The sequence below is a fragment of the Streptomyces sp. NPDC102467 genome (assembly GCF_044765445.1).
GTDB lineage: Bacteria > Actinomycetota > Actinomycetes > Streptomycetales > Streptomycetaceae > Streptomyces.
On record NZ_JBIWKA010000015.1, the window covers coordinates 19353 to 39152 of the forward strand.

A 19800-nucleotide genomic window follows, 5' to 3' on the forward strand; every position below is an offset into this window, starting at 1 on the left:
CCTCACGCTCCCTTTGCCGTGGCCACCTGGACCGGCGCTCCGGCCGCCGCGCCGTCCCGCGCGCGGTCGGACGGGACGGCCAGGGCGACGGCCGTGGCCACGAGGGCGACCGTACCCGCCATGGCGAACGCGAGCCGATAGCCGGACAGGGCCGGCACCTCGGCGCCGCCCACGCGCGTCGTGTGGTGTACGAGGACGGCGGCGACGGCGGCGCTGGAGACGGCCTGCCCGATCGTGCGCATCAGGACGTTGACGCCGTTCGCGGAGGCGGTCGCGGCCGCCGGGACGGCGCGCAGGATCAGCGTGGGCAGCGCCGAGTAGGCCAGGGTGGTGCCGGTCGACACGACGGCCGCGCCGACGAGGATGACCCACAGGTCGGTGCTGTCGGCGATGCGCACGGCGTAGCCGAGTGCGAGCACGACGCCGCCGATGGCGAGCGTGACGCGGGGCCCGCGGGCGGCGGAGACGCGAGCCGAGACCGGGGAGAAGAGCAGCATGATGACGCCGCTCGGCAGCATGCACAGGCCGGTGGCGACGATGGACAGGCCCAGACCGTAGCCGGTGGCGACGGGGGCCTGGACGAGTTGCGCGGTGACGAGCGAGTTGGCGTAGAACGCGAAGCCGGTGAAGAGCGCCGCGACGTGCGGCAGTCCGACGCGTCGGCCGACGGCCAGGCGCAGGTCCACCAGGGGCCGTGCGGTGCGCAGTTGGTGCCACGCCCACAGGGCGAGGACCGCGACCGCGCCGGCGAAGAGGGCGACGACACGGGCGCTGCCCCAGCCCCACTGCCCGCCCTGGGAGACGCCGAGCAGCAGGCTGATCAGGCCGGCGGCGAGGCCGAGGGTGCCGACCGCGTCGAAGCGGCCCGGCGATCTGACGGGCGATTCGCGCACCGCCCACCAGGCGAGCGCGAGGCCGAGCGCGCCCAGGGCGCTGGTCGCCCAGAACATCACGTGCCAGTTCGCGTACTGCACGATCAGCGCGGCCAGCGGCAGGCCGAGGGCGGCGCCGATGCCGACGGTGGAGCTCATCAGGGCGACGGCGGAACCGGTGCGGTGCGGCGGGAGTTCGTCGCGCAGGATGCTGATGGACAGCGGCACGACGGCCGCGGCGGCGCCCTGCAGCGCGCGGGCGGCGATCAGGATCCGGATGTCGGAGGTCAGCGCGCACAGCACGGAGCCGCCGGTCATCAGAGCGAGCGCGATGAGCAGGACGCGCCGCTTGCCGTACATGTCGCCGGCCCGGCCGAGGACGGGCGTGAGGACGGCACCGGCGAGGAGGGTCGCGGTGACCATCCAGGAGACGGCCGCGGGGGATGCGCCGGTGAGCCGGGGCAGATCCGGCAGCAGCGGCACGACGACGGTCTGCATGACCGCCATGAGGATGCCGCCGAAGGCGAGCACGGGCACGGTGAGGCGCTCGCGCAGGCGCGGCGGCACGGGTATCGGGGCGGTGGCGGGGTCCATGGGGCTCCTGCTCGGGGACGGCGCGTGGCGGCGCGGCCATCGGGGAGAGGGGGTGAATCAGCATTCACCCCGTTGGTGAATCAGTATTCACCAACTCCTGCCCCGCTGTCTGCGCCCCGTCAGGGCCCGGCCGCCGCCCGCAGCGCGGGCGCGAGCGTGGCCGCGAGCGCCGCCAGGGCGCGCCGCACGATCGGCGCGCCGACGCCTTCGGTTCCTGTCGGTCCCGGGCGATACTGCCGATCATGACCTCGACTGACGCGCTCCGCTTCGGACTGGTCGGCACGGGCCCCTGGGCCCGGCGGACCTACGCCCCCACGCTCGCCGCCCACCCGCACGCCGAGTTCACGGGCGTCTGGGGGCGCCGCCCGGAAGCCGCCGCCGAGCTCGCGGCCGGGCACTCCACGACGGCGTACGACGACGTGGACGCGCTGTTCGCGGCGTGCGACGCGGTGGCGTTCGCCGTGCCGCCCGACGTGCAGGCACCGCTTGCCGCCAGGGCCGCCGCGGCCGGCTGTCATCTGCTTCTCGACAAGCCCCTCGCCACGGAACCGGATGCTGCCCGCGCCGTGGTGGAGGCCGCCGACGTGGCGGGCGTGGCCTCGGCCGTCTTCTGCACCATGCGCTACGCGCCCGCCACCTCGGCGTGGATCACCGAACAGGCCGCTGTGGAAGGCTGGTTCACCGGCCGCGCCGACTGGTACGGCGCGCTGTACACGCCAGGTGACGACGCCGACGTGCGAGCCTCGACGCCGTGGCGTGCCGAGCGGGGCGCCCTGTGGGACGTGGGCCCGCACGCCCTGTCGGTGCTGCTGCCGATTCTCGGCGACGTGGTGGCGCTGACGGCCCGGCGCGGCGCCGGTGACACCGTGCATCTGATCCTGGGCCACGAGGACGGCGCTTCCAGCACGGCGACACTGAGCCTGACGACGCCCAAGGCCGCAGGCGGGGTCTGCGTCGAACTGCGGGGCAGCGCCGGGGTGTTCACGATGCCGACGGGCGGCACGGCGCAGGAGGCGCTCGCCGTGGCCGTCGACGTCCTGCTGGAGTCGGCCCGTACGGGCGTGCCGTCGGCATGCGACGCGCGCTTCGGGCTGCGGATCACGGAGATCCTCGCGGCGGCGCAGCTGTCGCTCGAGTCATAGGGTCCCGAACCAGGACTCGGCGAGCGGGTCGAACTCGGCCACACCGTCGGTCGGCGGCAACTCCCTCAAATACCAGGGGAGATCGGCGTACTTGTGCAGCAGGGTGTACGCCATGACGGTACGCGGATCGACGGTGCGGCCGTACGCGGCGGCGAAGCGGGTCATGAGACGCGGATCCGCGCGGGTCACGAACAGGCCGACGGCCACGAAGTCGTAGGCCGGGTCGCCGATCATCGCGGGTTCGAAGTCGAGGAGCCCACCGAGCCGCCGTCCGTCGTCGGTGACGAGCAGGTGCTGCCGCATGAACTCGGTGTGCAGCAGCGCGCGTTCGGTCGCCGGCGCCGGTGCGGCCGCGTCGAGGAAGGCGGCGATCTGCCCGCACCAGTGCTCGGAGAGTCCGTGTGCGCGCTGCTGCCGGACGGCGCCCGCCCGCTGCCCGGCCACGAAGGCATCCCAGTCGGCGGGCCCGACCACGTCGCCGAGCGGGGCCGGGTCGAGCGCGTGCAGCGCGGCGAGGGCATCGCCCGCCGCGTCGACGAGCCGGTCCCGACCGGCGCGCGGGATCCGCGGCCACGCCGGCGACAGGGCCTCCCCCGGCAGCCGCGCCATGAGCACGTAGGCCCAGCCGTTCTCGTACGTGCCCGACGCGAGCAACTCCGGTGTGGTGACGGGGAGTCGGCCGTGCAGGTGCGCCAGGACGCGGGCCTCGCGCACGCCGTCCGCGGCGGCCGCGGCGGGGAAGAGCTTCAGGACGCGCGTGTCACCGAGGGCGTAGACGGGCCGGCTGCCCTCGGAGAACCGCACCGGCTCGGCGTCGGACAGCCCGAGCCGGCGGCACAGATCGAGCACCCCGGGACGCAACAGCGTCTCGTCCGTGACGACCCGGCGCCACTCCTCGTCGGTCTCCACGAGCGGCAGCATGACCGGCACCCTAACCGCGGCCCACCGGCACTTCCATCGCATTTCGGGCCGCCCGTGCGGGCCCTCTACGCTTACGACCATGCCGCTCCAGATCAGCGCCACCAACCCCGAGCACCCGGTGCTCCTGCTCGCCCTGCCGTGGCACATCCCGCTGGAGGAGTGGCCGCCGGAGCATCTCGTGCCGCTGCCGCGCGGCATCTCGCGGCACGTGGTGCGCTACGCCCGCGCCGGTGACGAGGTCGTCGCCGTGAAGGAGCTGGCCGAGCGCCCCGCGCTGCGCGAGTACGAACTGCTGCGCACCATCGACCGGTTGGGGATACCGGCGGTCGATCCGCTGGCCGTCGTCACGGGCCGCGAGCAGCCGGACGGCAGCCCGCTCGAACCGGTCCTGATCACCCGGTTCCTGGGCGGCTCCCAGCCCTACCGCTCCATGTTCGAGACGACGCTGCGCCCGTCCACCGTGCACCGCCTGATGGACGCCCTTGCCGTGCTGCTGGTCCGGCTGCATCTCGCCGGCTTCGCCTGGGGCGACTGCTCGCTCTCCAACACACTGTTCCGGCGCGACGCGGGCGCGTACGCCGCGTATCTCGTGGACGCGGAGACCGGCGAGCTGCATCCGAAGCTGAGTGACGGGCAGCGCGAGTACGACATCGATCTTGCCCGCGTGAACATCAGTGGCGAGATGCTCGACCTGGAGGCCTCCGGGGCCCTGCACCCGTCCATCGACCCGATCGAGTTCGGCACGGAGATAGGGCAGCGCTACGCGAACCTGTGGAGCGAGCTGACCCGCACCTCGGTGTACCCGGCGGGCAAACACCACTACATGGAGCGCCGGATCCGGCGGCTGAACGATCTGGGCTTCGACGTGGCCGAGATGCAGATCTCCCGCTCCCCGCTCGGCGACACCGTCACGTTCGTGCCGAAGGTCGTCGACGCGGGCCACCACCAGCGCCAGCTGCTGCGCCTCACGGGCCTGGACGCGGAGGAGAACCAGGCGCGGCGGCTGCTCGGCGATCTGGAGAGCTGGATGGCGACCCAGGACGACGCGCAGGACGCCCGCCCGGAGGTCCTCGCCCACCGGTGGGTGCGCGACGTGTTCCGGCCGACGGTCCGCGCGGTGCGCGACCGGATCCCGACCCCGACGGACGCGGCCGAGTTGTACCACGAACTTCTGGAGCACCGCTGGTACTTGTCCGAGCGCGCCCAGCACGACATCGGCCTGGACGCGGCGGCGGAGGACTACGTACGCGGCATGACCAAGGCGGAGTGAGCCCGGCCCTGGTCCCGAACCACCGCTCAGGACCGGGCGCGGTCGGTGCCGTGGCCGCTACGTAATGGCGAGTGACGGCACCGACCGCAGCCAGTGACCCCCGGAAACGCTCGCGGACGAGCGTGGGACGTGCGTTCTGCAACGCATATTCCGGCCACATCGAACAATTTAGTGGCCCGGTCCCACTCTCTCTTCCTCGAACAGCCCGAAGGCTCGTGAGTGACCCGACGCCGGGAAATTTCGGCCATTTTCGAGCGGCCGGGCACAGGTGCCCCATCACTGCGTCTACATGCCCACAGTTGATGAAACCGGCAGGTGGGTAACCCCGAGGCCCCCATCATGACGGACCGTCTGATCGTTTTCTTCGGGCAATGTTTATTACCAAAGGCGATGGGAGTATTTAGACTGCTCACGCTCAACTCGGCGTGTACGAAGAGGGATTACCCACCATGAACAAGAAGGCGCTCCGCGCCCTGCTCCGTGAACGGCGCGCCCTCATAGCCCCCGAGTCCCACGGCTTCACCCGCCCCACGGGACAGGGCCGGCGCGCGCCCGGTCTGTCGCAGCACCAGGTGGATCAGCTGCTGCATCGCACACTCGGGACATATCACCGGCTGGAGTCGGGGACCTACCCGAGCGCACCGGCGGATCTGCTGCGCGACGTGGCGCGGCTGTTCGGGCTGAATGAGCAGGAGTGGGTACTGCTGTGCCGTTATGCGCTGCTGCAGGATCCACCCGGTCCGCTGTATCTGTCGTCGGGCAAGGAGATCCCGGGTGTGTGGCAGGAGGCGGTCGACGGCATCAGCCACATCGCCTACGTGTCCGACGCGTCCTGGGACCTGCTCGCCTGCAACCAGGCCTTCATGGAACTGTTTCCCGGCCACCGGCCGCCGCAGAACACGATGCGGTGGATGCTGCTGGACCGGCATGCCCGTCGCATGCTCACGGACTGGGCCACCGCGTGGGCCCCGCTGCTGCTCCCCCAGTTGCGGGCGGCTCTGGCCTCGCGCCCGGACGACGACACGCTCTGCCAGATCGAGAAGGAGGTCCTGGCCGACCCGGACGCGGCCCCGATCTATGAGGCGGGCGGCTCCGCCATCCATCCGGACGGCGACGAACGGCCGCTCCTGCACGCCCGGTTGGGCCCCGGCTGGGCGACCATGTGCGCGGCGCAGCCGCTCACCACACCCGGGGCGCGGTTGATGATCCTCGTCTTCCACCCCGGCATCCGGCGCGCACATCCCCGAATCCCCGCGCTGCAGGCGGGTTGATGCTCCCGGCTTCAACCATCGACGGCGGTGACGTACGTTGAGGTGGCCCCCCACACCCCCTCCAGCCCCGTGGGAGCTACCGAATGCCTGACATACCTGCGTACGTGTCCAGACCTCGCACCGTCCTGGGCGCCCACAAGGTGACCACCGACGAGATCGCGGACGACATACGCGCGCACCACCCGGACCATCCGCGGCTGGCGGCCGCGGTCCGCGCGGTGCACGGGTGCGGCGTACGCACCCGGCACTTCACGCGTCCGCTCACCTCGGAGACCGTCGCGGGCACGGGCGGTGTCGGCGAGCGTGCCCGCGCCGCGTTCACCGACGCGCTGGAACTCGCCCACGAAGCAGCCCAAGCGGCGCTCACCGACGCGAACCTTTCGGCGACGGACCTCGACGGGATCGTCACCACGCACTCCACCGGTTGGTCGGTGCCCAACCTCGACGTGCACCTCATGACCCGCCTGGGCATGCGTCCCGGCGCCCGTGCCCTCGCGCACACGACGCTCGCGTGCACCGGGGGCACCAAGTCGCTCATCCGCGCGGCGGACATGGTGGCCGCCAGGCCCGGCAGCGCCGTGCTCGTCGTCGCCGCGGAAGTGATCTCCGCCGTGTACCACCACAGCGACACCGGCATCGACGCGATGATCTACAAGGCCCTGTTCGGCGACTCGGCGGGTGCCGCCGTCGTCAGCGGCGAGCCGCTCGGTCCCGGCTTCGCGATCGGCGACAGTTTCGAGCACGTCCTCCCCGGCACCATGCAACACCTGGGCGGCCGGATCACCCCCGACGGGCTTCACTTCGACGCCACGAAGGAGGGGCGCGCCGCCTCCCGCGAGGCACTGCCCGCCTTCACCGACTGGCTCGGCGGCCGCCGCACCGACTTCGCGGTCATCCACCCCGGCAGCCCGCGCATCATCTCCGACACCGCCGCCGCACTACGTCTCGACGAGCGCGCCGCCCGGCACTCCACCGACACCCTCACCGACGAGGGCAATCTGGGCGGCGTCAGCGTGCTCCGCGTCCTGGAGCGCACGCACGACGAACCGCCGGAGCCGGGCGCCCGGGGCACGATGGTCGCCTACGGCCCCGGCTTCGCCACCGCGGCCCTGCACGGCCACTGGCACGCCTGACGCACCCGTCCAGGACAACGTGAACCGCCTTCCGCCCAGAAAGATGTCCCGCCGGGACTCATGTCCCATCGGGACATCAAGGTGTACCCTGGACCTATGAAGGCGAACGAGCCCCACCCCGCCCGGCCCCCCGAGGACCGTCGACAGGCCAAGGCCCGCCGGACGCGCGAGGCGCTGGCGGAGGCGGCCGTCGAGCTGGTGCTCGAGCGGGGGCTCGGGGACGTGACCGTCGAGGCGATCGCCGAGCGCGCGGACGTCACGCGCCGCACCTTCAGCCGGCACTTCGCCGGCAAGGAGGACGCGGCGCTGGACTTCACCCGCGCGGACGGCGCCCGGATCAACGCGGCGCTGCGCGCCCGCCCCGAGGACGAATCCCCGCTGCTCGCGTACCGCGGCGCCGTCGGGGACTGGCTGGCCGACCGGGAGACCCCCGGCTGGCACCACCGCCCCAGCCTGCGCCGGCTGTACGCCGCCGTGGACGAGGAGCCCGCACTGTTCGCCGCGTACGAGCGCATCCGGGTCGACGCCCAGGACGAGTCCGTGCGCATCATCGCCGACCGGCTCGGCACCGACCCATCGAGGGACCTGCGTCCCGAGGTCGTCGTCGGCGCCGCCGCCGGTGTACTGACCGCCGCGCTGCGCACCTGGGCGCGCGGTACGAACAAGGACGCCGAAGACCTCGCCGCATTGGTGACGCAGGCCTACGACGCTCTCATCGGGGAGGCCGCCCGATCGGCGGCGACCTCCGACATCGCAACCAGAGAGTGACACGCACCATGAGCACCACCCCCACCACCGGCCAGGTCACCGAGTACGCCGCCGAGTTCGCCGGAAAGACTGCCCTGGTCACCGGCTCCGCCTCCGGCATCGGCCTGGCCACCGCCCGCCGCCTCGGCCGCGGCGGCGCGAACGTCGTCATCGCCGACTTCAACGAGCAGGGCGCGAAGGAAGCCGCCGAGACCCTGAAGGGCGAGGGCATCGAGGCCGCCGCCGTCGCGCTCGACGTCACGCAGCCCGCCTCCGTCGAGGCCGCCGTGCGGTTCGCCGTCGACACCTTCGGCGGACTCGACCTGGCCGTGAACAACGCCGGTATCGGCGGCGCCAGCGCCCCCACCGGTGACTACGACATCGACGTGTACAACCGGGTCGTGCGGACCAACCTCGACGGCGTCTTCTACTCGATGCGTTACGAGCTCCCCGCCATCGAGGCGGCGGGCAAGGGCGGCGCAGTTGTGAACGTCGCCTCGATCCTCGGGTCGGTCGGCTTCGCGGGCTCCCCCGCGTACGTGGCCGCCAAGCACGGCGTCGTCGGCCTGACCAAGACCGCGGGCGCCGAGTACGCGGCCAAGGGCATCCGTGTCAACGCGGTCGGTCCGGGCTTCATCGAGACCCCGCTCCTCAAGGAGATGGACAAGGCCGCCTACGACGGTCTCGTCGGCCTGCACCCGGCCGCCCGGCTCGGTCGGTCCGAGGAGGTCGCGGAGCTGATCGCGTTCCTGCTCTCGGAGCGCGCCTCGTTCATCGCCGGCAGCTACCACCTGGTGGACGGCGCCTACACCGCCGTCTGATCCGCCGGTACGCCGAAGCCCCTCACCTCATGGGCCCTGGGCGACGAGACCGATCTCGTCGCCCAGGGCCCATCGCACGCTCTGACGTCACGGTCGTCGATGCCGTCACCACTGTCGCCACTGTCAACCTGCGGCACTTGTTTCACAGCTTCAGTCATGGAACGGTCTGTACGGGGCAGGCGCGGGGTTTGGTCCGGCACGAGGAGGGGCGCAGGGGCGCGATGGAACGGCAGGCAGCACAAGGCATATCCGGCGGCGGCAAGGCACGGGAGTCGTACTTCGACAACGTGAAGTTCCTGACCATCGTGCTCGTCGCGTGCGGGCACGCGTGGGAACCGCTGACCTACGGCAGTCGCGCGGTGACGGCGGTGTATCTCACCGTGTACGCCTTCCACATGCCGGCGTTCGCACTCGTGTCGGGATACTTCTCCCGCAGCTTCGACATGGCTCCCCGTCGGCTGACGCGGCTGGTGACCGGGGTCGCCGTGCCGTACGTCGTCTTCGAGGTGGCGTACACACTGTTCTACCGATGGCGGCAGGATGATCCCGGGTATCCGATCAGCCTGCTGGATCCGTGGTATTTGATGTGGTTCCTGCTGGCGCTGTTCATCTGGCGACTCTCGACGCCGCTGTGGCTGCAGATGCGCCACCCGGTGATCGTGTCGCTCGCGCTGGCGACGGGCGTGTCGATGATGCCGGACGCGGGCGGCGACATGGCGCTGCAGCGGGTGATGCAGTTCCTGCCGTTCTTCGTGGCGGGTCTGGTGCTGCGGCCCGAGCACTTCGCGCGGCTGCGCACCTGGCGGGTACGCAGGGCGATGGTCCCGGTGGCGCTGGCCGCGGTGGCGGCCGCGTACTGGGTGGCGCCGTGGTTCGACGCCGGCTGGTTCTATCACCGCGGGGCCGTGGAAGGTCGCGGGGTGCCCGGGTGGGCGGGGCTGTTCGCGACGCCCGCCCTGTTCGTCCTCGCGCTCGTGCTCACGGCGTGCTTCCTGGCGTGGGTACCGGGGCGCAAGCTGTTCTTCACCGCGCTGGGGACCGGGACGATCTACGCGTATCTGCTGCACGGTTTCGTCATCAAGTCCGCGCGGTTCGGGGGCTGGTACCACCACCCCTGGCTGCACACCCCGCTGGGTGAGCTGGCCGTGACGGCGACGGCGGTCATCGGTATCACCCTGCTGTGCACGAACCCGGTGCGACGCGTCTTCCGGTTCGTCGTCGAGCCGCGGATGGACTGGGCGTTCCGGCGCGCCAAGCCGGTGCCGGAGCCCGAGCGGCCCGCCGAGCGCGAGAAGGTCACCTCCGGCGGCGGCTGACGGCCTGCGCCGAGGCGAGCAGGCAGTGCATGCGCTCGGTGAGGGAGGCCATGTCGTCGGCGGGGCTGTGGAACGGGATCCGTACGTCGGCCTGTCCGCGGGCGCGCTCCAGACGCAGTGTCAGTCCGTGCCGGTCGACGGCGAGAGGCTGGACGCGGACGACGCCGTGCAGGCTGTCGGGGGTGACGAGCCGGGTGAGCTGCTCGACGGCCTCGGGGTGCGCGTCGGCGAGATGTGTCAGCAGGCGGGGCTCGGCGAGGGCCAGCGGATCGGGGGCGGCGCCGGCGAGTTCGTCGAGGTCGATACCGAGGCGTTCGGTGCGGGTCTGGAGCACGGCGCGCTGGGGGCGCAGCACCATTTCCTCACCGTCGGGCACGAGTTCTCCCGAGAGCCAGAGCCGGGCGCGGACCCGGTCGCGTACCGGGACGGGCGCGGCGTCGGCGAACTCCATGAGGGTGGTGGGGCGGCCGTGCGGTGAGATCAGCACGGCCGCTGCGAGCACGCTGTCCGGCGGCGGCGCGATCCGCACCGTGCCGTCCTCGGTGACGCGATGCGCGCCGACGAGGTCGTCCTGTCCCACATCGGTGGTGACGCCGCAGGTCCATGCGGCGGCGAGCACGGAGCGTGCGCGGGCCGCCGTGGTGGGCACGGCGGTAGCGATCTGTCGGACACCCATCCCGAACCTCCATTAGGTAAGCCTTGCCTAACTTATCCGAGATCGCCGACAGTGGTCCACCCCGACGCCCGGTGTCGTCGACGAGCCGGGTGAGCGGTGGTGCGGTTGACTCACGACGTGCGCCGATTTCTCCTGCTCCTGTTCGTCACCGCCGGCGCGGCCGGGACGCTGGTCCTGTCGCTGCTGCTCTCGCCGTGGTGGTGGTTCGCCGCGGGCCCGCTGCTCGCGCTCGCCGCACTCGGCGCCTGGGACCTGGCCCAGCCGCGCCACTCGGTGCTGCGCAACTATCCGCTCCTCGGTCACCTGCGGTTCCTGATGGAGACGCTGCGCCCCGAGATCCAGCAGTACTTCGTGGAGCGCAATTACGACGGGCGGCCCTACGACCGGGACGTGCGCAGCATCGTGTACGAGCGGGCGAAGGACGTGGAGGCCGAGGAGCCGTTCGGCACGGAGCGGGACGTGTACGAGGAGGGATACGAGTACCTCGTGCCGTCGATGCACCCGACGGACCCGCCCGAACGGCCGCCGCGCGTACGGATCGGCGGGCCCGACTGCGCGCTCCCGTACGACATGGCGCTCCTGAACGTCTCGGCGATGAGCTTCGGCGCCCTGTCGGGGAACGCGCTCCGCGCCCTCAACAAGGGCGCCGCCCTGGGTGGTTTCGCGCACGACACCGGCGAGGGCGGCCTCTCCGAGCATCATCTGGCCCACGGCGGCGACCTGGTGTGGGAGATCGGCACCGGCTACTTCGGGTGCCGTACCGACGACGGCCGCTTCGACCGAGCCGAGTTCGCCGAGAAGGCGGCCCACGAGCAGATCAAGTGCGTGTCCGTGAAGCTGTCGCAGGGCGCGAAGCCGGGGATCGGCGGGGTCCTGCCGGGCGGCAAGGTGACGGCGGAGATCGCAAGCGTGCGGGACGTTCCCGAGGGCGAGACGGTGGTCTCACCGCCGTATCACAAGGAGTTCGACACTCCACGCCAACTGATGGGCTTTCTTGCGGAGTTGAGAAGCCTGACGGGTGGTAAGCCGGTCGGGTTCAAGCTGTGCGTGGGCTCGCGGGTCCAGTTCCTCGCGGTGTGCAAGGCGATGCTCGCGGAAGGGGTCACGCCGGACTTCGTGATCGTGGACGGGGCGGAGGGCGGCACCGGCGCGGCGCCCCTCGAATTCGCCGACCACCTCGGCGCGCCGCTCACCGAGGGGCTGATCACGGTGCACAACGCGCTCGTCGGCACGGGGCTGCGGTCCCGGATCCGGATCGGCGCGAGCGGCAAGGTCGCCACCGGCGCCGACATCGTCAAACGGCTCCTCCAGGGCGCGGACTTCACGAACGCGGCCCGCGCCATGATGTTCGCCGTCGGCTGCATCCAGTCGCAGCGCTGCCACACGAACACCTGCCCGGTAGGGGTGGCCACCCAGGACCCGCGCCGCGCACGGGCGTTGGACGTCGAGGACAAAGCCGCCCGGGCCCACCACTACCAGCAGGCGACCGTGCACAGCGCGATGCAGATCATGGCCGCGATGGGCATCCAGGATCCCCGGGAACTCCGCCCCGACCTGCTCATGCGCCGCATCGCACCGCACGAGGTGCGCTCGTACGGACAGCTCTACGAGTGGCTGGAACCGGGGAGCCTGATCGGCGAACCCCCCGCGACCTGGGCCGCCGACTGGGCCGCGGCGCATCCCGATCGCTTCTGAGCCACCTGCTTGCACCAACTCCACGCGAACGAGGGGTGAATATGCCATCCGCCCACGCGCCGCGATCCGGAACGGCATCATGCCGCCATGGACGGTACTGCGCTTCTGCGGGAGCTCTTCACGCCCGACGAATACGACGCGGTGAGCAGGCACGCGGATCATCTGGGGGTGACAGTGGTCGAGTACGTTCGCCGCACCGCCGCCGAACGGGCCCTGGAGCGGCTGCACTTGTCGGAGGCCATCGAGGCCCAGGCCCTGCACCTGGGGAAGTTGTCGATACCGCAGGTCGACCGGGCGCGCTGCGGGGGCCGCGCCTCGTCGCCGGCCCTCGAGCGCTTCCTGGACACGCTGGCGCACCCCACCGAAGGAGACTGACGTACCGTCAATCCGCGTGTTCCGGCCACGCCGGGGCATCCGGAGTGCATGACATCGGCGACGGCACCACCCAGTAAGGCGGACCGGGCCCGTTCGGGGCGCTGGTGGCGCATTCTCGTGCGGGCGGCGGTCGCGCTCGTCGCGTTCCTCGCCCTGGTCCTGTTCTCCGCCGTGCTGGCCCGTCTCACCCTCACCCCGTCCCCCGCGTCCGACCGGATCGCCGGATCGAATCTGCGGCCGGGCGCCTCGCTGCGGCAGTACGCGGAGTCGTACACCTTCCTGGCCGCGTGCAAGCAGATCGGCGGAAACCTCCTGCTCGGGGCGCCGTTCGGGCTGCTGCTGCCGGTGCTCGTGGCGCGGCGGATGCGGATGGTTCGGGTACTGCTGCTGACCGCGGTGGTCATGGTGCTCGTGGAGCTGGCGCAGGGCGCGCTCGTGCAGGGCCGCGCGTTCGACGTGGACGACGTCATCCTCAACACGGCGGGCGCGCTCATCGCGTACGTCCTGGTCGGCCGGCGTATCGGGCACGGCTACCACGCGCTGGCGGGCCCGCCACCCGAACGGACCCGCTTGCCGATCATGTTGCGTGGGAAGGTGGCCCGTTACCGGAACAAGGCCCATGCAGGAGACAACGAGAGGAAGTGATCGTCATGCGTGCGTTCAAGGTCGCCGAACGGCGTGCCGCACGCGTGGAGTACCTGATGCCGCGGGGCTCGGGCGCCGCCCGTTGGGCCCGGCGCCTGACCCGGTCGTTCCTCGCGGGGCGCACGGACGAGGCGGCGGCGGACGCCGAACTGGTGGTGTCGGAGCTCGTCACGAACGCCACGCGCGTGTCCGACCACCGCTGCCGGATGAGTCTGCGCGTGGACGCCGGCGAACTGATCGTGGAAGTGCGCGACGACGGGCCGGGGCTCCCCCACCTCAGGCCCGCCTCCGAGACGGCCGAGTCGGGCCGCGGCATCGCGCTGGTCCACGCGCTCGCCCAGCGCTGGAGCGTCGAGCCGGACCCGCGCGGCGGCAAGACGGTACGAGCGGTCTTCGCCCCGTCCTGACCTCATCTTTCCTTTTGTGACGTTCTGACGTTTCGACGCGCCTTCGTGCTGACGGGTGGGCAGGCGCGGACGACAGCGCACGGCTGCCGCCCGGCCCGAGCGCAGAGGACCCTCTCAGTGGCCGCGCTTGATCCACTCGTCGAGCCCCGGCGCCTCCGCCCCGATGGTCGTGCTGTCCCCGTGTCCGGTACGCACGACGGTCTCGGACGGCAGGGTCAGCAGCCGGTCGCGGATCGACTCGACGATGGTCGGGAAGTCGCTGAACGTACGCCCGGTCGCACCGGGCCCGCCCTGGAACAGGGTGTCCCCGGAGAAGACGGTGCCGAGCGCGGGCGCGTACAGACTCACCGCCCCGTGGCAGTGCCCCGGCGTGTGCAGCACGGTCAACTCGACTCCTGCGACGGCCAGTTGCTGCCCGTCCGCGAGCTCGCCGTCGGGTGCCCGATCCGGATGCGTACGCTTCCACAGCTCCGTGTCGGCGGGGTGCAGCAGGATCGGTGCGCCCGTGCGCGCGGCGAGCGCGGGCGCGGCGTCGATGTGGTCGTCGTGGGCGTGGGTGCACACGATCGCGACGAGCCGCCGGTCCCCGACGGCCGCGGCGATGGCGTCTGCGTCGTGTGCCGCGTCGATGACGAGGACCTCGGAGTCGTCGCCCACGAGCCACACATTGTTGTCGACGTCCCAGGTGCCGCCGTCGAGGGAGAACGTGCCGGAGGTGATGAGGTGCTCGACGCGAGCACCGCTGTCGGCGGAGGCGCCCATCAGAACATCACCACCGAACGCAGCACGTCACCCTGGTGCATCCGCTCGAACGCCTTCTCCACGTCGTCGAGCGCGATGGTCTCGGTGACGAACGCGTCGAGGTCGAGACGGCCCTGCAGGTACAGGTCGACGAGCATCGGGAAGTCGCGGGAGGGCAGGCAGTCGCCGTACCAGGACGACTTGAGCGCGCCGCCGCGTCCGAACACGTCGAGCAGCGGCAGTTCGATGCGCATCTCGGGGGTCGGCACCCCGACGAGCACCACGGTGCCCGCCAAGTCCCTTGCGTAGAAGGCTTGTTCATAGGTCTCCGGGCGGCCGACCGCCTCGATGACCACGTCCGCGCCGAAGCCGCCGGTCAGCTGACGCACGGCCTCGATCGCGTCCGTGGAGCGGGAGTTGACCGTGTGCGTGGCGCCGAGCGAGCGCGCCGTCTCCAGCTTCGCGTCGTCGATGTCGACGGCGATGATCTTCGCGGCGCCGGCGAGACGGGCCCCGACCACCGCCGCGTTGCCGACACCGCCGCAGCCGATGACGGCGACGGAGTCGCCGCGCCCGACCTCACCGGTGTTGATGGCGGCGCCGAGCCCGGCCATCACACCGCAGCCGAGCAGTCCGGCCGCGGCGGGCGACGCGGACGGGTCGACCTTGGTGCACTGCCCGGCGGCGACCAGCGTCTTCTCGGCGAACGCGCCGATACCGAGCGCCGGGGTGAGTTCGGTGCCGTCGGAGAGGGTCATCTTCTGCTTCGCGTTGTGCGTGTCGAAGCAGTACTGGGGCCGGCCGCGCCGACAGGCCCGGCACTGGCCGCACACGGCGCGCCAGTTGAGGATCACGAAATCACCGGGCGCGACCTCGCTCACCCCCTCCCCCACGGACTCCACCACACCGGCCGCCTCGTGCCCGAGCAGGAACGGGAACTCGTCGTTGATCCCGCCCTCCCGGTAGTGCAGATCGGTGTGGCAGACCCCGCACGCCTGGATCTTGACCACGGCCTCGCCAGGACCCGGGTCCGGCACCGTGATCGTCTCGATCGCCACCGGCGCGCCCTTGGATCGCGCGATCACGCCCTGCACCTGCTGTGCCATGACGGTCAGCCCTCTTTCTCTCGGCGTCGTCTCTCTACGCTGTTCTCTGCGCTGTCTCTACGCTGTTCTCCGCGCTGTACAGCGCACCCATCGTCGCGCACGCGCGCGGCCTGGAACAGCACCGGTGCCCAGGTCGGAGCGTTCTAGGCTGCCGGGATGCCTGATCTCCCTGCTCGACCGGTGGCGGCGTCCCCCCTCCTGCCCGTCAACGGTGTCCTCACGGTCACGCTCGTCGTGCTGTTGCTTCTCGCCGCGTCCGTGGCGGCGGTGTTCCGACTCGCGCCCGACGCCTCGTGGCGCCGGGCCAGGGACATCTCGGTGGCGGGCCTTCGCGCGACGGTCCAACTCGGCGCGGTCTCCCTGGTGATCGGCTGGGTGGTCCGGCACGGGGCGGCGCTGCTCGGGTTCGTCCTCCTCATGTTCTGCGTGGCGGCGCGCACGGCGGGCCGCCGCATCACCCCGGATCGCAGCTGGATATGGGCGGCTCTGCCGATCGCCGCGCCGGTGGCCCCGATCGTCGGCGCGCTCGTCGCGTCGGGCCTGCTGCCGCCGCGCGGCATCGCGCTGATCCCGGTCACCGGCATTCTCATAGGCGGTGCGCTCACGGCGACCGTCCTCGCGGGCCGACGCGCCCTGGACGAGCTCACCGCGCGCCACGGCGAGGTGGAAGCCTGTCTGGCCCTCGGCCTGCTCCCCCACGACGCCCGCCTGGAGATAGCCCGCCCCGCCGCGTCCGACGCCCTGCTCCCCGGCCTCGACCAGACCCGTACGGTCGGCCTGGTCACCCTGCCCGGCGCGTTCGTCGGCATGCTCCTGGGCGGCGCGTCCCCGGTGATGGCAGGCGTGGTCCAGCTCTTCGTCCTCGTGGCCCTCATGGCCGTCCAGGCGATCGCGGTGGCGACGACGGTCGAGCTGGTGGCGAGGGGACACCTGCACCGCCCCGCCCGCTGAGCCACTGCACACCAGGCGACGGCGCACGGGGATGGCCCGTGTCCGCCCTTCACTGTCCGCGATGCCAGGACTAGCGTCGAAGGCCCAGAAATCCACGACCCCATCACTCACCCACGAACCCATCCCGCAACCACGAACCCATCCCGCAACCGCTGACCGCTCCGTTGGAGACACGATGCTCCAGACACGTGAGTTGTTCGACAGCCTTGCCTCCCGGGCAGACCACCTCGACAACCAGATCCTGGCCGCGACCGCCGACGCCCTCTCGACGTGCGAACAAGCCGTCACCGCCTGCGCTACAGGGATGCTCGCCGAAAAGGAGGCCGACGAACTCCGCGTCTCCATCAACCGGGACCTGGACTGCGCCGACGTGGCGTCCGCCACCCGGCGGGTCCTGACCCGGGGGACCGACGCCGACCCCGCCCTGTTGGCGACGCAGTTGCAGGCGTGCGCCCTCGCCTGCGAGCGCAGCCACGAGCTGTGCAGCCGGCACGCCGCGCAACACGAACACTGCCGCCTCTGCTCGCAGGCCACGGACCACGCGGCCACCGCATGCCGCGAGGTCCTGGAGGCGCTGCGACCCTAGGGACCAGAAGGGCCCCTGCGCCTCCGGCCCCGGTGGCGGGCCCTGGCCCGCCACCGGGGCCGTCGTCGTCAGCGAGGGAGGACGGCCTCGATGGCGGTGGTGACCTCGTCGGCGTCGGGCTCGGTCTGCGGAGAGAAGCGCGCCTTGATGGTCGCGTCGGGGGCGACGAGGAACTTCTCGAAGTTCCAGCGCACGTCACCGGTGTACCCCTCGGCGTCGGGAGTGGCGACCAGCTGGTCATAGAGCGGGTGCCGGTCCGCCCCGTTGACGTCGGCCTTCTCCGTCATCGGGAACGTCACGCCGTACGTCGCCGAGCAGAACTCGGCGATCTCGTCGGCGGTCCCGGGCTCCTGGCCCATGAACTGGTTGCACGGCACGCCCAGCACCGTGAAGCCGCGGTCGGCGTACCGCTTCTGGAGCTCCTCCAAAGCGGCGTACTGCGGGGTCAGGCCGCACTTGGAGGCGACGTTGACGATCAGTACGGCCTTGCCCTTGTGCTGGGTGAGGTCGGCGGGGCCGCCGGCGAGAGCGGCGATCTCGGTGTCGAGGACAGACATGAAACTCCTTGCGTATGCGGTGCTCACGAAGTGCTGTCGATCGGCCCATTGTGCGCATGTCCTGCGACCGGGCTCGTGCGGGGGCCCGGCCCGGCCGGGCCGGGTGTGAGCTCAGGAAGACCCGTACTCGTGGGCGGGCCCGCCGCGCCACTCGATGTGCGGGGAGTCCCCGAGCACGATGTCCTCCGCGTTCTCCAGGCCCGCGCGGCGCAGGAACTCGACGACGTCCGCGTCGGAGTGCGCGAGTCCGAGGGTGGTGTTGCCGACCGTGACGCTGCGCCCGCCGCTCGGGGACGGGCGGTGCACGACTACCACGTCACGGCCTTCTCTCGCTCTGTCGCGCCCGAAGCCGCAGTTCCGCCTCGGCCGCCGGGGTCAGCCGCTCACCGGCCAGTACGCGGGAGAGGTGCAGCAGACGGCGGCGCAGAGCCGTGCGGCCGGGATGCTCGGCCAGCTCCCGGTAGGTCTCGGTCCATTCCTGCCGTGTCTGTACGAGGTCATCGGTGATGGTGTGCCGCATAACCGGGATTAGATCGCATGTTCGATTTCAGGCGCAAGCGGCGCTCCCAGAGGTGGCGCGGTGTGCCGAAAGCGTCTCCATCATTCGTCACGTTACGCAATGATGCAGTGACACAAGGTGGGCGCCCCCAGGTCGGGCGGCCGCCGCGAGGGGGTCTCGAGTGGAACCGTCCGAAGCACCCATCGCCCTTGACCGCGACGTCTTCATGCGCAGCCTGATCCGCGAACTGGCGCGCGTCCTGGAGGACGTGGTCGGTCTGGAGGAGGCCGCGGGATACGTCAGCCTCGTCAGCCAGACCATCGGCGACGACATCAACCGCCAGTACACCAAGGCGCTTTCGGTGGACCGTTTCGACCGGGAACAGGTCGCGAAAGTCATGGTCGATCTCAAGAAGCGCCTCGGCGGCGCCTTCTTCGTCATCGAGGAGAACGACCAGCGCATCGTGCTGGGCAACCGGGTGTGCCCGTTCGGTGAGAAGGTCGTGGGCCGCCCCTCGATGTGCATGATGACGTCGAACCTCTTCGGAACGATCGCCGCGGAGAACCTCGGCTACGCGCGCGTGGAGCTGGACAAGACCATCGCCCGCTGGGACGTGGGCTGTCGCGTCGTCGTCCATCTGCGTCCCCCCTCGGAACCGGGCCAGGACGCGGGGCGTGAGTACTACGGCGAATTTCTGTGATCTGCGCCGAGTCGCTCAGACTGTTCCGCCAGATCACCGGCATGCTCACGGAACCCGTGCTGCTCGTCGCCGCCGACACCCAGGTGCTGGCCGCGAACCCCGCGGCGGTTCGGCTGCTGCCGGGCGTCAGGGAGGGTCCGACGCTGAGCAACCTCGTCTCCGAACCCGGCGACGACGTCGCCCTGTTCGTCCGGCAGTGGCTGCGCACCAGCAATCCGACCCCGGCCGGCCTCACCCTGCACGGTTTCGACGGCACCCGGGTACGTTCCCGCTGTTTCGGTGCCCGGGCCCAATGGGTGCCCACGCCCGCCGTCCACCTGCGCGCCGTCCGCATCGACCCCGGCGACCGCTTCCTCACCCTCAAAGAGCGTGTGAACGCCCTGGAACGGGAGCGCAGCCTCCGCTTCCGCGCCACGGAGGACCGCCTCGCCCTCACCTCGTCGCTGGCCGCGGCCCACGCCAGACTCGACCACTTGCACGCCCTCGTCGTGGCGACCAGCACGGCCGCCACGGCCGCCGACGTCGTCCGACTGGTCGCCCAACATGTGGCCTCGGTCCTCGGCTGCGCGACAGCCGACCTCCACCTCGGCCCTCCGCCCCGCAACCCGGCCCAGCTCCTCATCTCCATCCCCCCGCACGCCACCCTCGCCCTCACCACGGACGGCCTGCCCCCGGCGGACCATCTGGAGTCGGTGACCACGCTGATCAGCGGTGCGCTCAGGAACGTATAGACGGCGTACGGGCGGCCGGCACAGGTCGGACGCGTCCTCGCATC

At 71.4% G+C, this 19800-nt stretch carries 23 protein-coding genes; 15 read left to right on the forward strand and 8 right to left on the reverse strand.

The window, feature by feature from the left end; translation table 11 throughout:
- Positions 1–2 precede the first annotated feature (2 nt).
- Positions 3–1466, reverse strand: a complete 1464-nt coding sequence (locus tag ACIREE_RS29245; protein ID WP_404158462.1) for an MFS transporter — start codon at positions 1464–1466, stop codon at positions 3–5.
- Between the two features lie 242 nt (positions 1467–1708).
- Here ACIREE_RS29245 and ACIREE_RS29250 point away from each other — a divergent pair, with 242 nt between their 5' ends.
- Positions 1709–2608 (forward strand): Gfo/Idh/MocA family protein, encoded by a 900-nt coding sequence (locus ACIREE_RS29250; RefSeq protein ID WP_404158465.1) that lies wholly within the window; start codon positions 1709–1711, stop codon positions 2606–2608.
- Here ACIREE_RS29250 and ACIREE_RS29255 read toward each other — a convergent pair.
- Positions 2603–3529, reverse strand: coding sequence for an aminoglycoside phosphotransferase family protein (locus ACIREE_RS29255; RefSeq protein ID WP_404158469.1), 927 nt, complete (start codon positions 3527–3529; stop codon positions 2603–2605). The genes ACIREE_RS29250 and ACIREE_RS29255 overlap by 6 nt on opposite strands.
- Before the next feature lie 79 nt (positions 3530–3608).
- On the opposite strand from ACIREE_RS29255, the gene ACIREE_RS29260 reads away from it, so the two are divergent.
- The 6 genes from ACIREE_RS29260 to ACIREE_RS29285 all read left to right on the forward strand — a co-directional run bounded on the left by ACIREE_RS29260 (position 3609) and on the right by ACIREE_RS29285 (position 10087).
- Complete coding sequence (locus ACIREE_RS29260; RefSeq protein WP_404158472.1) at positions 3609–4799, forward strand: DUF4032 domain-containing protein; 1191 nt, start codon at positions 3609–3611, stop codon at positions 4797–4799.
- 449 nt (positions 4800–5248) lie between these two features.
- The gene (locus tag ACIREE_RS29265) at positions 5249–6070 is read left to right on the forward strand and encodes a helix-turn-helix domain-containing protein (RefSeq protein ID WP_404158475.1); all 822 of its coding nucleotides are present in this window, start codon (positions 5249–5251) and stop codon (positions 6068–6070) included.
- Between the two features lie 83 nt (positions 6071–6153).
- Positions 6154–7203 carry a PhlD gene (locus ACIREE_RS29270; protein WP_404158478.1) on the forward strand — a complete coding sequence of 350 codons (1050 nt, stop codon included), beginning with the start codon at positions 6154–6156 and terminating at the stop codon, positions 7201–7203.
- A 96-nt stretch (positions 7204–7299) separates the two neighbouring features.
- On the forward strand, positions 7300–7971 hold the full coding sequence (locus ACIREE_RS29275; protein WP_404158481.1) for a TetR/AcrR family transcriptional regulator: 672 nt from the start codon (positions 7300–7302) through the stop codon (positions 7969–7971).
- A gap of 8 nt (positions 7972–7979) precedes the next feature.
- Positions 7980–8771 (forward strand): SDR family NAD(P)-dependent oxidoreductase, encoded by a 792-nt coding sequence (locus ACIREE_RS29280; protein ID WP_404158484.1) that lies wholly within the window; start codon positions 7980–7982, stop codon positions 8769–8771.
- Positions 8772–8992: 221 nt separating this feature from the next.
- Entirely contained in the window at positions 8993–10087 is a 1095-nt protein-coding gene (locus ACIREE_RS29285) for an acyltransferase family protein (RefSeq protein WP_404158487.1), read from the forward strand.
- On the opposite strand, the gene ACIREE_RS29290 is transcribed toward ACIREE_RS29285, so the two are convergent.
- A complete protein-coding gene (locus ACIREE_RS29290) occupies positions 10068–10763 on the reverse strand; it encodes a DUF2470 domain-containing protein (RefSeq protein ID WP_404158490.1) in 696 nt (231 codons plus the stop codon). The genes ACIREE_RS29285 and ACIREE_RS29290 overlap by 20 nt on opposite strands.
- A gap of 132 nt (positions 10764–10895) precedes the next feature.
- Here ACIREE_RS29290 and ACIREE_RS29295 point away from each other — a divergent pair, with 132 nt between their 5' ends.
- The 4 genes from ACIREE_RS29295 to ACIREE_RS29310 all read left to right on the forward strand — a co-directional run bounded on the left by ACIREE_RS29295 (position 10896) and on the right by ACIREE_RS29310 (position 13885).
- Entirely contained in the window at positions 10896–12458 is a 1563-nt protein-coding gene (locus ACIREE_RS29295) for an FMN-binding glutamate synthase family protein (protein ID WP_404159084.1), read from the forward strand.
- 87 nt (positions 12459–12545) lie between these two features.
- Entirely contained in the window at positions 12546–12833 is a 288-nt protein-coding gene (locus ACIREE_RS29300) for a hypothetical protein (RefSeq protein ID WP_404158493.1), read from the forward strand.
- 48 nt (positions 12834–12881) lie between these two features.
- On the forward strand, positions 12882–13478 hold the full coding sequence (locus ACIREE_RS29305; protein WP_404158496.1) for a VanZ family protein: 597 nt from the start codon (positions 12882–12884) through the stop codon (positions 13476–13478).
- A gap of 5 nt (positions 13479–13483) precedes the next feature.
- Positions 13484–13885: an ATP-binding protein gene (locus ACIREE_RS29310; RefSeq protein WP_404158499.1), complete on the forward strand. Its 402-nt coding sequence runs from the start codon at positions 13484–13486 to the stop codon at positions 13883–13885.
- A gap of 114 nt (positions 13886–13999) precedes the next feature.
- Here the strand turns inward: ACIREE_RS29310 and ACIREE_RS29315 are convergent, their stop codons facing one another.
- Positions 14000–14647: an MBL fold metallo-hydrolase gene (locus ACIREE_RS29315; RefSeq protein WP_404158501.1), complete on the reverse strand. Its 648-nt coding sequence runs from the start codon at positions 14645–14647 to the stop codon at positions 14000–14002.
- A complete protein-coding gene (locus ACIREE_RS29320; protein ID WP_404158503.1) occupies positions 14647–15732 on the reverse strand; it encodes an S-(hydroxymethyl)mycothiol dehydrogenase in 1086 nt (361 codons plus the stop codon). The genes ACIREE_RS29315 and ACIREE_RS29320 overlap by 1 nt, the downstream gene beginning before the upstream one ends.
- Positions 15733–15888: 156 nt before the next feature.
- On the opposite strand from ACIREE_RS29320, the gene ACIREE_RS29325 reads away from it, so the two are divergent.
- Both ACIREE_RS29325 and ACIREE_RS29330 read left to right on the forward strand, forming a co-directional pair.
- The gene (locus tag ACIREE_RS29325; protein ID WP_404158506.1) at positions 15889–16683 is read left to right on the forward strand and encodes an ABC transporter permease; all 795 of its coding nucleotides are present in this window, start codon (positions 15889–15891) and stop codon (positions 16681–16683) included.
- Positions 16684–16858: 175 nt separating this feature from the next.
- On the forward strand, positions 16859–17269 hold the full coding sequence (locus ACIREE_RS29330) for a hypothetical protein (RefSeq protein ID WP_404158509.1): 411 nt from the start codon (positions 16859–16861) through the stop codon (positions 17267–17269).
- Positions 17270–17337: 68 nt separating this feature from the next.
- Here ACIREE_RS29330 and ACIREE_RS29335 read toward each other — a convergent pair whose 3' ends face one another.
- From ACIREE_RS29335 to ACIREE_RS29345, 3 genes are all read right to left on the reverse strand, one after another.
- On the reverse strand, positions 17338–17826 hold the full coding sequence (locus ACIREE_RS29335; protein ID WP_404158512.1) for a glutathione peroxidase: 489 nt from the start codon (positions 17824–17826) through the stop codon (positions 17338–17340).
- 111 nt (positions 17827–17937) lie between these two features.
- Positions 17938–18132, reverse strand: coding sequence for a hypothetical protein (locus ACIREE_RS29340; RefSeq protein ID WP_404158515.1), 195 nt, complete (start codon positions 18130–18132; stop codon positions 17938–17940).
- Positions 18133–18142: 10 nt separating this feature from the next.
- Positions 18143–18346, reverse strand: a complete 204-nt coding sequence (locus tag ACIREE_RS29345) for a hypothetical protein (protein ID WP_404158518.1) — start codon at positions 18344–18346, stop codon at positions 18143–18145.
- A 160-nt stretch (positions 18347–18506) separates the two neighbouring features.
- On the opposite strand from ACIREE_RS29345, the gene ACIREE_RS29350 reads away from it, so the two are divergent.
- Together ACIREE_RS29350 and ACIREE_RS29355 are read left to right on the forward strand one after the other, a co-directional pair.
- The gene (locus ACIREE_RS29350) at positions 18507–19025 is read left to right on the forward strand and encodes a methanogen output domain 1-containing protein (RefSeq protein ID WP_404158521.1); all 519 of its coding nucleotides are present in this window, start codon (positions 18507–18509) and stop codon (positions 19023–19025) included.
- A 41-nt stretch (positions 19026–19066) separates the two neighbouring features.
- The gene (locus ACIREE_RS29355) at positions 19067–19756 is read left to right on the forward strand and encodes a hypothetical protein (RefSeq protein WP_404158524.1); all 690 of its coding nucleotides are present in this window, start codon (positions 19067–19069) and stop codon (positions 19754–19756) included.
- The last annotated feature ends 44 nt before the right edge of the window (positions 19757–19800 follow it).

Bases quoted from the DNA above. Each gene is read 5' to 3' on its own strand.
- ACIREE_RS29325 (WP_404158506.1), top strand. From the start codon at position 15,889: ATGCCTGATCTCCCTGCTCGACCGGTGGCGGCGTCCCCCCTCCTGCCC.
- ACIREE_RS29345 (WP_404158518.1), bottom strand. From the start codon at position 18,346: ATGCGGCACACCATCACCGATGACCTCGTACAGACACGGCAGGAATGG.
- ACIREE_RS29335 (WP_404158512.1), bottom strand. From the start codon at position 17,826: ATGTCTGTCCTCGACACCGAGATCGCCGCTCTCGCCGGCGGCCCCGCC.
- ACIREE_RS29355 (WP_404158524.1), top strand. From the start codon at position 19,067: ATGCTCACGGAACCCGTGCTGCTCGTCGCCGCCGACACCCAGGTGCTG.
- ACIREE_RS29280 (WP_404158484.1), top strand. From the start codon at position 7,980: ATGAGCACCACCCCCACCACCGGCCAGGTCACCGAGTACGCCGCCGAG.
- ACIREE_RS29245 (WP_404158462.1), bottom strand. From the start codon at position 1,466: ATGGACCCCGCCACCGCCCCGATACCCGTGCCGCCGCGCCTGCGCGAG.
- ACIREE_RS29330 (WP_404158509.1), top strand. From the start codon at position 16,859: ATGCTCCAGACACGTGAGTTGTTCGACAGCCTTGCCTCCCGGGCAGAC.
- ACIREE_RS29260 (WP_404158472.1), top strand. From the start codon at position 3,609: ATGCCGCTCCAGATCAGCGCCACCAACCCCGAGCACCCGGTGCTCCTG.
- ACIREE_RS29250 (WP_404158465.1), top strand. From the start codon at position 1,709: ATGACCTCGACTGACGCGCTCCGCTTCGGACTGGTCGGCACGGGCCCC.
- ACIREE_RS29300 (WP_404158493.1), top strand. From the start codon at position 12,546: ATGGACGGTACTGCGCTTCTGCGGGAGCTCTTCACGCCCGACGAATAC.
- ACIREE_RS29275 (WP_404158481.1), top strand. From the start codon at position 7,300: ATGAAGGCGAACGAGCCCCACCCCGCCCGGCCCCCCGAGGACCGTCGA.
- ACIREE_RS29320 (WP_404158503.1), bottom strand. From the start codon at position 15,732: ATGGCACAGCAGGTGCAGGGCGTGATCGCGCGATCCAAGGGCGCGCCG.
- ACIREE_RS29285 (WP_404158487.1), top strand. From the start codon at position 8,993: ATGGAACGGCAGGCAGCACAAGGCATATCCGGCGGCGGCAAGGCACGG.
- ACIREE_RS29255 (WP_404158469.1), bottom strand. From the start codon at position 3,529: ATGCTGCCGCTCGTGGAGACCGACGAGGAGTGGCGCCGGGTCGTCACG.
- ACIREE_RS29305 (WP_404158496.1), top strand. From the start codon at position 12,882: ATGACATCGGCGACGGCACCACCCAGTAAGGCGGACCGGGCCCGTTCG.
- ACIREE_RS29270 (WP_404158478.1), top strand. From the start codon at position 6,154: ATGCCTGACATACCTGCGTACGTGTCCAGACCTCGCACCGTCCTGGGC.
- ACIREE_RS29310 (WP_404158499.1), top strand. From the start codon at position 13,484: ATGCGTGCGTTCAAGGTCGCCGAACGGCGTGCCGCACGCGTGGAGTAC.
- ACIREE_RS29290 (WP_404158490.1), bottom strand. From the start codon at position 10,763: ATGGGTGTCCGACAGATCGCTACCGCCGTGCCCACCACGGCGGCCCGC.
- ACIREE_RS29265 (WP_404158475.1), top strand. From the start codon at position 5,249: ATGAACAAGAAGGCGCTCCGCGCCCTGCTCCGTGAACGGCGCGCCCTC.
- ACIREE_RS29315 (WP_404158501.1), bottom strand. From the start codon at position 14,647: ATGGGCGCCTCCGCCGACAGCGGTGCTCGCGTCGAGCACCTCATCACC.